The sequence below is a fragment of the uncultured Lutibacter sp. genome (assembly GCF_947495725.1).
Taxonomy (GTDB): domain Bacteria; phylum Bacteroidota; class Bacteroidia; order Flavobacteriales; family Flavobacteriaceae; genus Lutibacter.
Genome location: NZ_CANLZZ010000004.1, coordinates 159,901 through 172,502, shown reverse-complemented (window position 1 = coordinate 172,502; position 12,602 = coordinate 159,901). Strand labels below are relative to the sequence as shown.

General features: G+C 29.8%; 13 protein-coding genes. 4 read left to right on the top strand and 9 right to left on the bottom strand.

Annotated features, from left to right (window positions below):
- The first annotated feature begins 1 nt into the window (after window position 1).
- A complete protein-coding gene (locus Q0776_RS10370; protein ID WP_366139207.1) occupies window positions 2-2,209 on the top strand; it encodes a S46 family peptidase in 2,208 nt (735 codons plus the stop codon).
- Between the two features lie 69 nt (window positions 2,210-2,278).
- Here the strand turns inward: Q0776_RS10370 and Q0776_RS10365 are convergent, their stop codons facing one another.
- Genes Q0776_RS10365 through Q0776_RS10345 form a run of 5 tightly spaced genes read right to left on the bottom strand, consistent with a single transcriptional unit; the run spans window position 2,279 to window position 5,674 of the window.
- A complete protein-coding gene (locus Q0776_RS10365; protein ID WP_298367829.1) occupies window positions 2,279-3,193 on the bottom strand; it encodes an aldose 1-epimerase in 915 nt (304 codons plus the stop codon).
- On the bottom strand, window positions 3,186-3,362 hold the full coding sequence (locus tag Q0776_RS10360; RefSeq protein WP_298367826.1) for an Arc family DNA binding domain-containing protein: 177 nt from the start codon (window positions 3,360-3,362) through the stop codon (window positions 3,186-3,188). Before Q0776_RS10360 ends, Q0776_RS10365 begins: the two co-directional genes overlap by 8 nt.
- 2 nt (window positions 3,363-3,364) lie before the next feature.
- Window positions 3,365-4,303 (bottom strand): alpha/beta hydrolase, encoded by a 939-nt coding sequence (locus Q0776_RS10355; RefSeq protein WP_298367823.1) that lies wholly within the window; start codon window positions 4,301-4,303, stop codon window positions 3,365-3,367.
- A complete protein-coding gene (locus tag Q0776_RS10350) occupies window positions 4,296-4,802 on the bottom strand; it encodes a hypothetical protein (RefSeq protein ID WP_298367821.1) in 507 nt (168 codons plus the stop codon). Before Q0776_RS10350 ends, Q0776_RS10355 begins: the two co-directional genes overlap by 8 nt.
- A gap of 11 nt (window positions 4,803-4,813) precedes the next feature.
- Window positions 4,814-5,674: an SPFH domain-containing protein gene (locus Q0776_RS10345; RefSeq protein WP_298367818.1), complete on the bottom strand. Its 861-nt coding sequence runs from the start codon at window positions 5,672-5,674 to the stop codon at window positions 4,814-4,816.
- A gap of 112 nt (window positions 5,675-5,786) precedes the next feature.
- On the opposite strand from Q0776_RS10345, the gene Q0776_RS10340 reads away from it, so the two are divergent.
- The gene (locus tag Q0776_RS10340; RefSeq protein WP_298367815.1) at window positions 5,787-6,575 is read left to right on the top strand and encodes a S1/P1 nuclease; all 789 of its coding nucleotides are present in this window, start codon (window positions 5,787-5,789) and stop codon (window positions 6,573-6,575) included.
- A gap of 11 nt (window positions 6,576-6,586) precedes the next feature.
- On the opposite strand, the gene Q0776_RS10335 is transcribed toward Q0776_RS10340, so the two are convergent.
- The 4 genes from Q0776_RS10335 to htpG all read right to left on the bottom strand — a co-directional run bounded on the left by Q0776_RS10335 (window position 6,587) and on the right by htpG (window position 10,640).
- Window positions 6,587-7,342, bottom strand: a complete 756-nt coding sequence (locus Q0776_RS10335; RefSeq protein WP_298367812.1) for an RluA family pseudouridine synthase — start codon at window positions 7,340-7,342, stop codon at window positions 6,587-6,589.
- A gap of 210 nt (window positions 7,343-7,552) precedes the next feature.
- Window positions 7,553-7,936 carry an NUDIX domain-containing protein gene (locus tag Q0776_RS10330; protein ID WP_298367810.1) on the bottom strand — a complete coding sequence of 128 codons (384 nt, stop codon included), beginning with the start codon at window positions 7,934-7,936 and terminating at the stop codon, window positions 7,553-7,555.
- Window positions 7,937-7,945: 9 nt separating this feature from the next.
- On the bottom strand, window positions 7,946-8,623 hold the full coding sequence (locus Q0776_RS10325; RefSeq protein WP_298367809.1) for a hypothetical protein: 678 nt from the start codon (window positions 8,621-8,623) through the stop codon (window positions 7,946-7,948).
- A 127-nt stretch (window positions 8,624-8,750) separates the two neighbouring features.
- The gene (gene htpG, locus Q0776_RS10320) at window positions 8,751-10,640 is read right to left on the bottom strand and encodes a molecular chaperone HtpG (protein WP_298367807.1); all 1,890 of its coding nucleotides are present in this window, start codon (window positions 10,638-10,640) and stop codon (window positions 8,751-8,753) included.
- Window positions 10,641-10,778: 138 nt separating this feature from the next.
- Here htpG and Q0776_RS10315 point away from each other — a divergent pair, with 138 nt between their 5' ends.
- Window positions 10,779-11,468: a nitroreductase family protein gene (locus Q0776_RS10315; RefSeq protein ID WP_298367804.1), complete on the top strand. Its 690-nt coding sequence runs from the start codon at window positions 10,779-10,781 to the stop codon at window positions 11,466-11,468.
- A 93-nt stretch (window positions 11,469-11,561) separates the two neighbouring features.
- Window positions 11,562-12,569, top strand: coding sequence for a beta-ketoacyl-ACP synthase III (locus Q0776_RS10310; RefSeq protein ID WP_298367801.1), 1,008 nt, complete (start codon window positions 11,562-11,564; stop codon window positions 12,567-12,569).
- The last annotated feature ends 33 nt before the right edge of the window (window positions 12,570-12,602 follow it).

Here is a 12,602-nt window from a genome sequence, read left to right as displayed (position 1 = left end):
AATGAAATATTTTAAACTTTATTTGATAGCAGCATTGTTAGTTGTTTCATGTAAAACCGTACAAGAAACTACTCAAATTGCGAAAAAAGTTGAAGTTCCAGTAGCTCAACAAGATACTCGAGACATTCAAGGAGGAATGTGGATACCATCTTTATTAGAAGGTATGAACGCAGATGAGATGGCTCAATTGGGAATGAAAATGTCGATAAATGATATTTATGATGTAAATAATTCGAGCTTAAAAGATGCTATTGCGCATTTTGGAAACGGATGTACTTCTGAAGTTATTTCTCCAAATGGTTTATTATTAACTAATCATCACTGTGGTTATGGTGAAATTCAATCGCATTCAACTATAGAACATGATTATTTAAAAGATGGTTTTTGGGCATTGAGTTATGAAGAAGAACTTCCAAACGAAGGGGCAAGCGCAACTTTTATCAAAAGAATTGATGATGTAACTGCGGAAGTTTTTGCTGGAGTTTCTGACGATATGGATGAAGCAGCAAAATTGAAAATTATCAATCAAAATATATTAAAAGTTAATAAAGCTTCAAAAAAAGAAGCTTGGCAAGAATCATATATTAAATCTTTTTTCAAAGGAAATCAATATTTATTATTTGTAATTGAGAAATTTACAGATGTTAGATTGGTAGGTGCTCCTCCAACTTCAATTGGAAAATTTGGTGCAGATACAGATAACTGGATGTGGCCTCGCCATACAGGAGATTTTTCTATGTTTCGTATTTATGCCGATGCAAATAATCGCCCAGCAAAGTATTCAAAAGATAATGTTCCTTACAAACCAAATCATTACTTACCAATTTCTTTAGATGGAGTTGAAGAAAATGACTTTACCTTGGTTTTTGGATTCCCAGGTCGTACAAATGAGTATTTACCGGCAGTTGGAGTTAATCAAATTGCAAATGTTATAAATCCTGCTAAAATTGAGATTAGAGATACCGCATTAAAAGTTGTTGATTCTTATATGCGTAAGGATCCTGAGATTAAAATTAAATACGCTTCTAAATTTGCTTCTATTGCAAATTATTGGAAAAAGTGGATTGGGGAAAGCCAAGGAATTAACAATACCAATGCAATTGAAAAAAAGAGAGAATTAGAAGCCGAATTCTCTAAAATAGTTAAGGAAAAAGACTTAGTTGGATATTCAACTCTTCTTTCTGATTTTGAAAAATTATATAAAGAAATCGAAAGTGTTTCTTTGGCTCGAGATTATTGGATTGAAGTTGCTTATAGAAATGTTGAATTGTTAAGTATTACTTTTAGCTTATATCAATTAGAGCAGGCCTATTTAGGAGGTGGAAATAATGCTTTTGAAGGTAATAAAGCAGGGGTTTTGGCATCATTACAAGGTAAATTTAAAAATTACAGTGCACAAGTAGATAAGCCAGTATTTGAAAAATTAGTTGCTTTATATGCTAAAAAATCTCCAAAAGAGTTTTTACCATCAACTATGGTTAATGTAGATTTTTCAACTTTAGCAAATAACATTTATAGTACGTCCAAATTAACAACTTTTGAAGGAGTAGAAGAATTATTTAAGGGGTCTTCAGAAGAGGTAATTAAAAAATTAAACGAGGATAGTGCATATATTTTTGGAAAAGAATTGCACAATGCATTTTATAAAAAAATTGAACCTACTTATCAGCAAATTAATTTAAAATTGGCAGCTGTTCAAAAAAAGTATATGAAAGCTCTAATGGATGTTTTTCCAAACAAAAGATTTTTTCCAGATGCAAACAGTACTTTAAGAGTAAATTATGGAATGGTTAAAGGGTACAATCCAAAAGATGGTGTTACTTATAATACAACTACTTATTTAAAAGGAGTAATGGAAAAACATAAACCTGGGGATTATGAATTTGATGTTCCACAAAAATTACAAGATTTATATAAATCTAAAGATTACGGACAGTATGGTGAAAATGGAAAAATGCCCGTAAACATTTTAACTACAAATCATATGACTGGTGGAAATTCTGGTAGTCCTGTTGTGGATGCAAATGGTAATATGATTGGCTTAGCTTTCGATACTACTTGGGAAGGAACAATGAGTGATTTGCATTATGATGCGGATATTGTTAGAAGTATTATGGTTGATGTGCGTTATGTGTTATTTATTATTGATAAATATGCAGGAGCTAAAAACCTTATTGAAGAAATGAAATTAGTGCATCCGAAAAAATAAGATGTAAAAAATAAAATAAAAAAAACTCCAAAATAAAATTTGGAGTTTTTTTTTATTAAATAAAGTTATTTAAAAATTTAAGCTAATATTCCAGCTATAGTTTTCTTTTGGAGCTAAAGTTAATAACCCATCTTTATTATTAACGCTATTTGGTGCGCAAGTCATTGGTTCAATAGCTATACAATCTCTAGTGTCAGGTGTATAAAACTGTAAAAAACTGTTTGGAGTTTTTGAAGAAAAGTCAATATTTATATCATATTCATCCGTTTTAAAAGAAACGTTTGATTCTTTTGTAATAAAACAGTCATCTAAAAAAGTATCGCCTAATTCAAGAGGAGTTTTAAATTTTAATGGAGTTTCTTGTTTTGGAATCATTTGTTCGTCAACAACATATTGATTATCGGCATTAAAGTTTATAACACTTGTTCCTAAATTTTTCGCATTAAAATATGGATGCCATCCAATTCCATAAGGGAAAGAAGTTTTCCCTATATTTAATACATTAAAATCAATAGACATATTTGAGTTTGAAAAACTATAAGTTATTTCTATTTCATAAGGAAAAGGAAAACCTTCACTTGTTCCATTGTCTGAATAACTAAAAGTTACACTTGCATTTTTTTCAGAAACTTTTTGTGACTTTACAGAAAAACTTTTGTTAAAAATATGACCGTGAAGTCTGTTGTTTAAATTAGTTTCATTTACTTCTAATAGGTAATCTTTATTTTCAAAAGAATACTTTCCGTCTTTTACTCTGTTTGGAAACGGAAATAAAAAAGAGGAATTAAACTTGGTTTTGTATAAATCTAAACCAGCTTGGTCATTTGTTATTCCATCAATAATTGAAACATTGTTAACAGAAAGTTCTTGAATTGCTGCCCCAAGATTTGGATAAATTATACTTTTCAGGTTTAAATTTTCATTAGAAATTACTACTTGATTTAATAGAGGATTTTCGTTTTTGGTAGTTTTAATACTATACATTATCGTTTGAGTTTGTTTTTTTTTGTAATCGTTTAGCATCTTTTAGGCATTTATTTAGCATCCATTCTAACTGTCCGTTAGTAGATCGAAATTCATCAGCAGCCCATTTCTCAATAGCTTTGAGCATATCTTCATTTATTCGTAATGCAAATGCTTTTTTCTTTGCCATATTTATTTTAGATCGTTTACAAAGGTCGTAATTATATTTGAAAAATCCGTCATAATTGGTAGTTCAGGATTGTTGTAGGATTTCATATTTTCTGATAAATCGCCTTTAATTTCTTTAAAAATGTGATTCATATGTTCAATCACTTCAAGTTTTGAGTTTTTTGCTGATTTGTGCAGTAATTCAGCATCTTTTATGCTAATTTGTATGTCGTTGCTGCCATTTACAATTAATACGGGGATATTAAGCTTTTCAATTTCAATTATTGGATTGTATTTTATCCAAGAAACTAAAAATGGTTGTACCGATTTATTAAATAAGGCACTAAGCATTATGTTATATTCATTAACCGTTTTTCCTTTTTTTAGTTTTTCTAAAATTCTTGAAGTTTCGTCCTCAAGATTTGGAGCTTGTTTTGCTATTTGTTCAAGTATAATTTTATCAATTGTTCTTCCTGCACCAGCTAATGAGATAAACGCATCGGCATTAATTGCCGAAGCAATCATTCCAACCAAACTTCCTTGGCTATGACCAGCTACAATTACATTAGAGAATTTATTTTCATTTTTAAAATATTGAAGTACAGCTTTTGTTTCATTAATTAAATGTTCAAAGCGTAAGGAGTTTACCTTATTTATTTCTTCTTTTTTATTAGAAACTACACTTTTGTCATACCTATAACTTGAAATATTTTTTTCCGCTAAGGCCTTTGCTAAAAATTTCAAAGAATTATTATTTGTTGCAAAACTATTTCCATTTCTATCTGTTGGTCCAGATCCAGGAATAATAATCACCAAAGGTGTTTTGCTTTTGGAATTAACGGTTAAAAGAGTGCCGTTTAGAGTAGATTTACCTGAATTAATGGTCAATTCATTCTCCATATAATTTTGTCCAAATACAGAAGCGGAAATAAATAATAGTATATATGCTAATACTCTAATCATTATGTTGGTTTTTATAATAACGTAAAGCTTGTTCAGCTTTTTCTTTTAATTGGGTTCCAAAAAGAATTTTTTTTCCTGATTTTAATTCAATTTGAATACCTATATTTCCTGAAACGTTAAAAGCTGTTCCTCTTTTTTTGAAAAATATTCCACCTTTAAAACCCCATCCACCATATTCTAAAATTGGATTGTATTTACGAACGTATATTTTCTCAATATCATTCCAAGGAATCTGTTGAGGTTTTATGTGAATAGGAAAAAATTGATATGTAATTCCAGTTTCATCTATTCTAGTTTTTAATTTGAATAGAAATATAAGTGAAATAACTAAAATTACAACTCCAATACCTAAAACAGCACCTAAGTTAGCCTGAATACTTTTATCTACTTTTAGGTTCCATTCTTTTACAATTGCCATTATTGGAAGAATTGTACTAATTAATAAAATTACTAGTATCCAAGTTTGGGTAAATTTTTGTGATTCTTCAAAAACACGCATTAAATTCTATCTTAATGATTTAGAGTTCCTGTATTTACAATTGGAGTTGTGTCTTTATCGGAACACAGCACAACCATTAAATTACTAACCATTGCAGCTTTTCGTTCTTCATCTAAATCAACAATATTGTTGTGTCCTAGTTTGTCAATTGCCATTTCAACCATGCTTACAGCTCCTTCTACAATTTTATGACGTGCCGCAATTATGGCTGTTGCTTGTTGACGTTTTAACATAGCGTTTGCTATTTCCTGAGCATAAGCTAAATAACCTATTCGAGCTTCTAATACTTCAATTCCTGCCATATCTAATCTTTCAGAAAGTTCTTCTTCAAGAGCTTCACTAACTTCATTTACACTTGCGCGTAATGTTATTTCTTCATCTTTACCATCATCCTCAAAGTTATCATATGGATAAAGACTGGCTAATTTTCTTACGGCAGCATCCGATTGAACACGCACAAAATTCTCGTAATTATCAACATCAAAAGCAGCTTTATAGGTATCTTTTACTTTCCAAACCAAAATGGTACTAATCATTATTGGATTACCAAGTTTGTCGTTAACTTTAACTCTTTCACTATCAAAATTACTTGCTCTTAAAGAAATACCTCTCTTTTTGTAAAAGGGATTTGCCCAATAAAAGCCATTTTCTTTTACAGTTCCAATATATTTTCCAAATAATAGTAGAACCTTTGAAGTATTTGGGTTTACTAAAAAGAAACCTGGGATTGTTATTACAGCTAGAACAATTGAACCTAGTATGAGCCATGTAAGTTCTTTAAAAATGCCGGTAATTATGCCCGCTATAAACAAAGCGACTAGAAATAGCATAAAATAGCCGTTTGAAACTTTTATTAATTTTTCTTGAGTCATATGAAATTATTTAAAGTGATATTAAAATGATATCATAAAGATATAAAATAATTTTAATTGAGCAAATTTTTATGATATCATTTATTTTTTACCTTTGCCAAAAGTTCAATAAATGAAATACCCAAAGAAGATTTATATCGTAATTGCTTTCCTATTTACTTTTTCGTTAATACATAGCGGAAATCCAGAATGGGGATTAACTGGGCATAGAGCAATTGGTGAAATTGCTAATGATTATTTAAAAGGAAAAACAAAACGAAAAATAGCTAAACTATTAAATGGTCAAAGTTTGGCTTTGATATCAACATTTGGTGATGATATTAAATCGGATAAACGCTATGGAGAGTTCTATACTTGGCATTATGTAAATATGCCATTTGGAGTTAAATATGAAGATGCTGAGAAAAATCCAAAAGGCGATTTAGTTACAGGTATTAAAAAATGTCAAGAGGTTATTTTAAGTAAAACATCCAGTACTGAAGATAAAGTTTTCTATTTAAAGTTATTGGTTCATTTTATAGGTGACTTACATCAACCAATGCATGTAGGACGATCTGAAGATAAAGGAGGAAATACAATTCAGGTGCAATGGTTTGATAATGGTACAAATTTACACTCGGTTTGGGATTCTAAAATGCTTACTCATTATAACATGACATATTCGGAATTAGCTCAAAATACCGATGTTATTTCAAAAAAGCAGGTGAATTATTTACAAACAGGAAGTATTGAAGATTGGGTTAATGAAACTCAACAACTTGCAATTAAAGTATATGGTTCGGCTAAAGTAGGAGAAAATTTACGTTATAATTATATGTATGAAAATTTTGAGTTGGTAAGATCTCAGTTGCATAAAGGAGGAATTCGATTGGCAAAAGTACTTAACGACTTATTTGCCTAATAAATAAAATATTACTTGTTGTAAGTATTCCAGCGTCTTTTTTCTCGTTCTAAAAGTGATTTAAATTTATTTGGAATTTCAATTTTTAAATGAATTGGAGCCATTGTTTTCGGATGTAAAAAAATAATTTCAGTTGCGCTTAAAAACAACCCTTTGCCTTTATGAATAGTGTCTTTATTTCCATATAATTTATCACCCAAAATTGAATGTCCAATTGATGATAAATGAATTCTAATTTGATGAGTTCTACCAGTTTTAGGAAAAACCTTTAAGCAGGTTAAATTTTTATATTTTAAAGATTTAATAATTGATATTATTTCGAAATTTGTTATTGCAGTTTTATTTTCTATTGACGAATTTATAATACCACTTTTATTTATTTCTCCAATTGCAATTGTGCTATACGTTTTTTGTATGGACTGATTGCTAAACTGTTTACCCAATTCAATTTGAGCATTTTTTGTTTTTGCAACAAGTAAAATTCCCGATGTTTGATTGTCTAATCTATGAACTGGAGTTGGTACGGCTAATGCGTCGGGTAAATTACTTTCTTTTAAATTAAAAGTTAAAGCATTGCTAATTGTTTTAAAAGCATTTCCACTAACAGTAATTCCGGCAGGTTTATTTATTGCTGCAATATGTTCATCTTCATAAACAATCTCTAATCTGTATTTGTAAACTTTGTGTTTCTTTTTCGGATCGTCTAGTAATTCTAAAATTTGTCCTGGTTGTATCCAAGAATACGTGTGCCCAATAGCGCCATTCAATAATATTCTTTCAGCCTTTATTGCTTTTTTTATACCGCTTTTTGACGGAATGAATAAAGCAAAAACTTTTGTTGCATATTCTTGTAGTCTTATTTTTTGAGTTCCATTTGGAACGGTATGTGAATTAATTATTTTGATTTTTATTTTTTTTTGAAAAGTAAGTTATTATTATAAAGGTATTAAAATTAACCTTCATTGTTTTTAACAACGTTATAATAAATCTTTGGATTTAAGTATTTCGATAATTTCGGTATAATCAAATGCTAGTTTAAGCCTAGTAGCTTGTTCGTAAGAAAACCAATTATAATCGCTAACTTCTTCTTCCTGAATTTTAATTTCTCCAGACCAATTACCTAAAAACCGATAAAATTCTCTTTGTTGCCAAACACCAGTTTTAATAATTTCTGTTGGAGAAAAATGTAAGTTACATTCTTCTTTTACTTCTCTAATTACATTTTGTTCAGCGGTTTCACCTTTTTCTGCTCTTCCACCTGGACATCCCCAAAAACCAGGATAGCGATCGGTATAGTTGGAGCGTTGTAATAAAAGTATTTTTTTTCTTTGTAAAATTATTCCAGAAGCTGCAAGAACCATTTTTTTATATTATTGTTGAATGATTCCAATAGTGGCAGTTTGCCCAGTTGTTAAATTCCATTCTTTAGAAGAAATTAAATTGCCATTTGCATCATATACCGCTAACTCTGCAGTATTTGGACCAGATAATCCTTGATTTAAAGCTTGAAAATCGATTCTATTATAACCTTTTTCTAAATCTATATAATACACATAGTAATTAGATTTTAAACCAATATTATCACTAACAATTTGCTCATTTAGGTAAATTCTTATTCTGTCACCATCTATGGCGCTATAATCTCTACATTCAATTTTTACCGATTTTGTACTGCTTGTTATTGTACCTAAACTAAAATTACTTTTAAGCTTAGCGTGAGTAATGTCCTTACCTTTCCAATATTTTTTACCAATTATATCATTATTTTCGGGTAATGTTTCCATTAAAAACGTGCTATTTGAATTGGATTTGTTGGTGTTTAAGTTTTTATTAATGACATCGATATCTAATTTTTTATCTATTCGAAGGTCTATATTTTGATTAGATGCTGGTTTAAAAGATTTTGCTTGTAATTGATTTGTACTTTTAGTAGTGTTAATTTCATTATCTATTCTTTTTATTTTAGGCGTGTCCGTTTGTGCAAAAACAGCAATAGAAGCGCTGAAAAATAACAAAAGACTAATAAATATTTTTAATGAAATGTTCATACTTAGATTTTAACTAATTTACTTGCAAAAAAAATGCCAATGTTATAAATAGTTGGTTTTTGCGTAAAAATACTAAAAAAAAGCCTTAACAATTGTTAAGGCTTTTCTAAATATATAAGTTTTAAATTTATTTTATCATTTCAAAACTACGTTTTATAAAAGTAGTTAAATCCTCACCTTCAAGTAAGCCTTGCGAAAGTTTAGCTAAATCAAAGGCTTGTTGAATTAAGCGCTCTTGTTTCTTTTTAGTTTTAGTGTTTAAAATTTCACCAACTAGGTCATTGTTAGTATTTACAACTAAATTAAACATATCAGGGAAGTTACCCACTCCCATCATTCCTCCACCACCTGAAGCTTGCATTTCTTTCATTCTACGCATAAATTCTGGTTGTGTAATCATAAACGGATTAGCATTAGAATCCATTGCTTCTAATTGAACGGTGTAAGTTTCCTTAGGAATAGCTTCTTCAATTATTGGTTTTAATTTATCTTTTTCTTCATCAGAAAGTTTACTAATTTTATCTTCGTCCTTTTTAATCAAATTGTCAATATGATCAGAATCTACACGAACAAATTGAATATTTTCTTTACTTCCTTCAAGTTTTTGAATTAAGTGAGAAACAATAGGAGAATCTAATAAAAGTACCTCATATCCTTTTTCTTTTGCAGCCTCAATATAACTGTGCTGTGTCTTTTCATCAGAAGCATATAAAATTACAAGTTTATCATCTTTGTCTGTTTGAGCGGGCTTTATTTTCTCTTCTAATTCAGAAAAAGTAAAATAAGTTTTGTCAACAGTAGGGTACAATGCAAATTTGTCAGATTTTTCGAAGAATTTTTCTTCTGAAAGCATTCCATACTCAATAATAACTTTAATATCATTCCATTTAGCTTCGAAACCTTCACGGTCATTTTTAAACAAGCTAATTAATTTATCTGCAACTTTACGTGTAATGTAACTTGATATCTTTTTAACGGCTCCATCAGCTTGTAAATACGAACGAGAAACATTTAAAGGAATATCTGGAGAGTCTATTACACCACGTAACATTTGTAAAAAGTCTGGTACAATTCCTTCAACATTATCAGTTACAAAAACTTGGTTTTGGTATAATTGAATTTTGTCTTTAGTTGGGTCTACACTTTTACTAAGTTTAGGGAAATATAAAATTCCTGTTAAGTTAAAAGGATAATCAACATTTAAATGAATGTTAAACAAAGGCTCCTCAAACTGCATAGGATACATTTCTCTGTAAAATGCTTTATAATCTTCATCATTTAGTTCAGTTGGATTTTTTGTCCAAGCTGGGTTCGGATTATTTACAATATTATCAACTGTAATTTTTTCAGGTTCTGCGCCTTCCTCAGCTCCCTCAGGTAATGGTAAAGTTTCTTCCTTTGTTCCAAATTTAATTGGAATAGGCATAAATTTGTTATACTTATTTAAAAGCTCTGTAATTTTGTTGTCTTCTAAAAACTCTAAAGAATCATCATCAATATGTAATACAATTTCAGTTCCTCTTTCCGTTCTATCTGTTTCTTCTAAAGTGTATTGTGGGCTTCCATCACATTCCCATCTTACAGCTTTTGAACCTTCAACAAATGATTTTGTGAATATTTCAACTTTTTCCGCTACCATAAATGAAGAGTAGAAACCTAAACCAAAGTGTCCAATAATTCCTGAATCTTCAACTTTATCTTTGTATTTTTCAACAAATTCTTCTGCTCCAGAAAAAGCTACTTGGTTAATGTATTTTTCAACTTCTTCACCAGTCATCCCAATTCCTTGGTCAATAATTCTAATTTCCTTTTTTTCTTTATCAACTTTAATTTCAAGTATAGGGTTTCCAATATCTCCTTTAACTTCACCTAAAGTAGATAAATGTTTTAATTTTAAAGTTGCATCTGTTGCATTCGATATTAATTCACGTAAAAATATTTCGTGATCAGAATACAAGAATTTTTTAATAATAGGAAAAATATTTTCAGCAGTTACATTAATATTTCCAGTTGCCATATTTTATATTTTTTTTAGTTTATTATTTAATGCTTTTATCTTGTCAAATAGAATACCAAACTTGTATCTGTGACATTATGACATATTCAAAGTGAAATTATGTTCCTTTTTACTATTTTTAGCTTTTAAACACTAAATATGAATAACGAGGAATTTATTACCATAGAAGGTTTTAAGCATATAAGACATCAACAAGAAGTATTTTCTGAGGAAGAAATGATTCAACGTTCAAAAAAATATTTCACATATAATAATAAAAGAAGATCTATTAGAGATTTTTCTAATAAAGCTGTTCCGTTAGAAGTAATTGAAAACATTATTAAAACAGCTTCAACTGCACCTTCAGGAGCAAATAAACAACCTTGGACTTTTTGTGTTGTTAAAAGTGCTGAAATTAAAAGTAAAATTAGAAAAGCGGCCGAGGAAGAAGAGCGAAAAAGCTACGCTGAGCGAATGAGTGAAAGTTGGTTAAATGATTTAAAACATTTGGGAACGGATGCTAATAAACCGTTTTTAGAAAAAGCTCCTTATTTAATTATTGTTTTTAAGCGAGCTTATGAAATAGATAAAAATGGTGAAAAACATCAGAATTATTATGTTAATGAATCTGTTGGACTTGCTTGTGGAATGTTAATTGCAGCAATTCATAATGCGGGTTTAGCTACTTTAACTCATACACCTAGCCCAATGCGATTTTTAGAAAAAATATTAGAAAGACCAAAAAATGAACGGGCGTTTTTGTTGTTACCTGTGGGTTATGAGGCTAATAAAGTTTTTGTGCCCGATATTAAGAGAAAGGGAATCAATGAAATAATGGAACTTTATTAAATTAAGTTAAATGTAACTACTAAGCTAACTTTATTGTTGTACAACAGTCATTATTTTAGTAAGTTTGAGATAGTTTAAATTAAATATAATAGTATGTATAATTCTAAAATAACAGGGCTGGGGTATTATGTGCCGGATAACATTGTTACAAATGATGATTTATCAAAGATTATGGATACCAATGATGAGTGGATTCAAGAACGTACCGGTATAAAAGAACGCAGATGGATTAAAGAAGGAAGTGATGATACATCGGCCGTTATGGGAGCAAAGGCATCAAGAATTGCAATTGAAAGAGCTGGGTTAACAGCTGAAGATATTGATTTTATTGTTTTTGCAACATTAAGTCCTGATTATTATTTTCCTGGTTGCGGTGTGCAAATACAAGACATGCTGGGATTAAGAACAGTTGGGGCCGTTGATATTAGAAATCAATGTTCAGGATTTGTTTATGCGATGTCTGTTGCAGATCAATTTATAAAAACAGGAATGTATAAAAATATTTTGGTTATTGGATCGGAATATCATTCTGGAGGTTTAGATAAAACCACTAGAGGAAGAAGTGTTTCTGTAATATTTGGAGACGGGGCAGGAGCGGCTGTTTTATCTAGAACGGAAGATAATTCGAAAGGAATTTTATCGAGTCATTTACACTCTGAAGGAAAACACGCCGAAGAACTAACTGTTATTGCACCAAGCATTAGACATTGGGTTCCTGAAATTTTAAAAGAAAATGACGAAAATGATGAGTCTTATTTCCCTTATATGAATGGTACTTTTGTTTTTAAACATGCAGTTGTTCGTTTTTCTCAAGCAATTAATGAAGGGTTGCAAGCTAATAATTTAAAAGTTTCGGATATTGACATGTTAATACCGCATCAAGCAAATTTGCGTATTGCACAATTTATTCAAAAGAAGTTTAATTTATCAGACGATCAATTGTTTAATAATATTCAAAAGTATGGAAATACTACGGCAGCTTCTGTAATAATAGCATTAACTGAGGCTTGGGAAAAAGGTAAAATTAAAGAAAACGATTTGGTTGTATTAGCAGCCTTTGGAAGTGGTTTTACTTGGGGAAGTGTTATAATGAGATGGTAGTGAAAAAAATATATGTTAAAAAAAGCCTCTAAA

Bases quoted from the DNA above. Each gene is read 5' to 3' on its own strand.
- Q0776_RS10370 (WP_366139207.1), top strand. From the start codon at position 2: ATGAAATATTTTAAACTTTATTTGATAGCAGCATTGTTAGTTGTTTCA.
- Q0776_RS10365 (WP_298367829.1), bottom strand. From the start codon at position 3,193: ATGTATAGTATTAAAACTACCAAAAACGAAAATCCTCTATTAAATCAA.
- Q0776_RS10360 (WP_298367826.1), bottom strand. From the start codon at position 3,362: ATGGCAAAGAAAAAAGCATTTGCATTACGAATAAATGAAGATATGCTC.
- Q0776_RS10355 (WP_298367823.1), bottom strand. From the start codon at position 4,303: ATGATTAGAGTATTAGCATATATACTATTATTTATTTCCGCTTCTGTA.
- Q0776_RS10350 (WP_298367821.1), bottom strand. From the start codon at position 4,802: ATGCGTGTTTTTGAAGAATCACAAAAATTTACCCAAACTTGGATACTA.
- Q0776_RS10345 (WP_298367818.1), bottom strand. From the start codon at position 5,674: ATGACTCAAGAAAAATTAATAAAAGTTTCAAACGGCTATTTTATGCTA.
- Q0776_RS10340 (WP_298367815.1), top strand. From the start codon at position 5,787: ATGAAATACCCAAAGAAGATTTATATCGTAATTGCTTTCCTATTTACT.
- Q0776_RS10330 (WP_298367810.1), bottom strand. From the start codon at position 7,936: ATGGTTCTTGCAGCTTCTGGAATAATTTTACAAAGAAAAAAAATACTT.
- Q0776_RS10325 (WP_298367809.1), bottom strand. From the start codon at position 8,623: ATGAACATTTCATTAAAAATATTTATTAGTCTTTTGTTATTTTTCAGC.
- htpG (WP_298367807.1), bottom strand. From the start codon at position 10,640: ATGGCAACTGGAAATATTAATGTAACTGCTGAAAATATTTTTCCTATT.
- Q0776_RS10315 (WP_298367804.1), top strand. From the start codon at position 10,779: ATGAATAACGAGGAATTTATTACCATAGAAGGTTTTAAGCATATAAGA.
- Q0776_RS10310 (WP_298367801.1), top strand. From the start codon at position 11,562: ATGTATAATTCTAAAATAACAGGGCTGGGGTATTATGTGCCGGATAAC.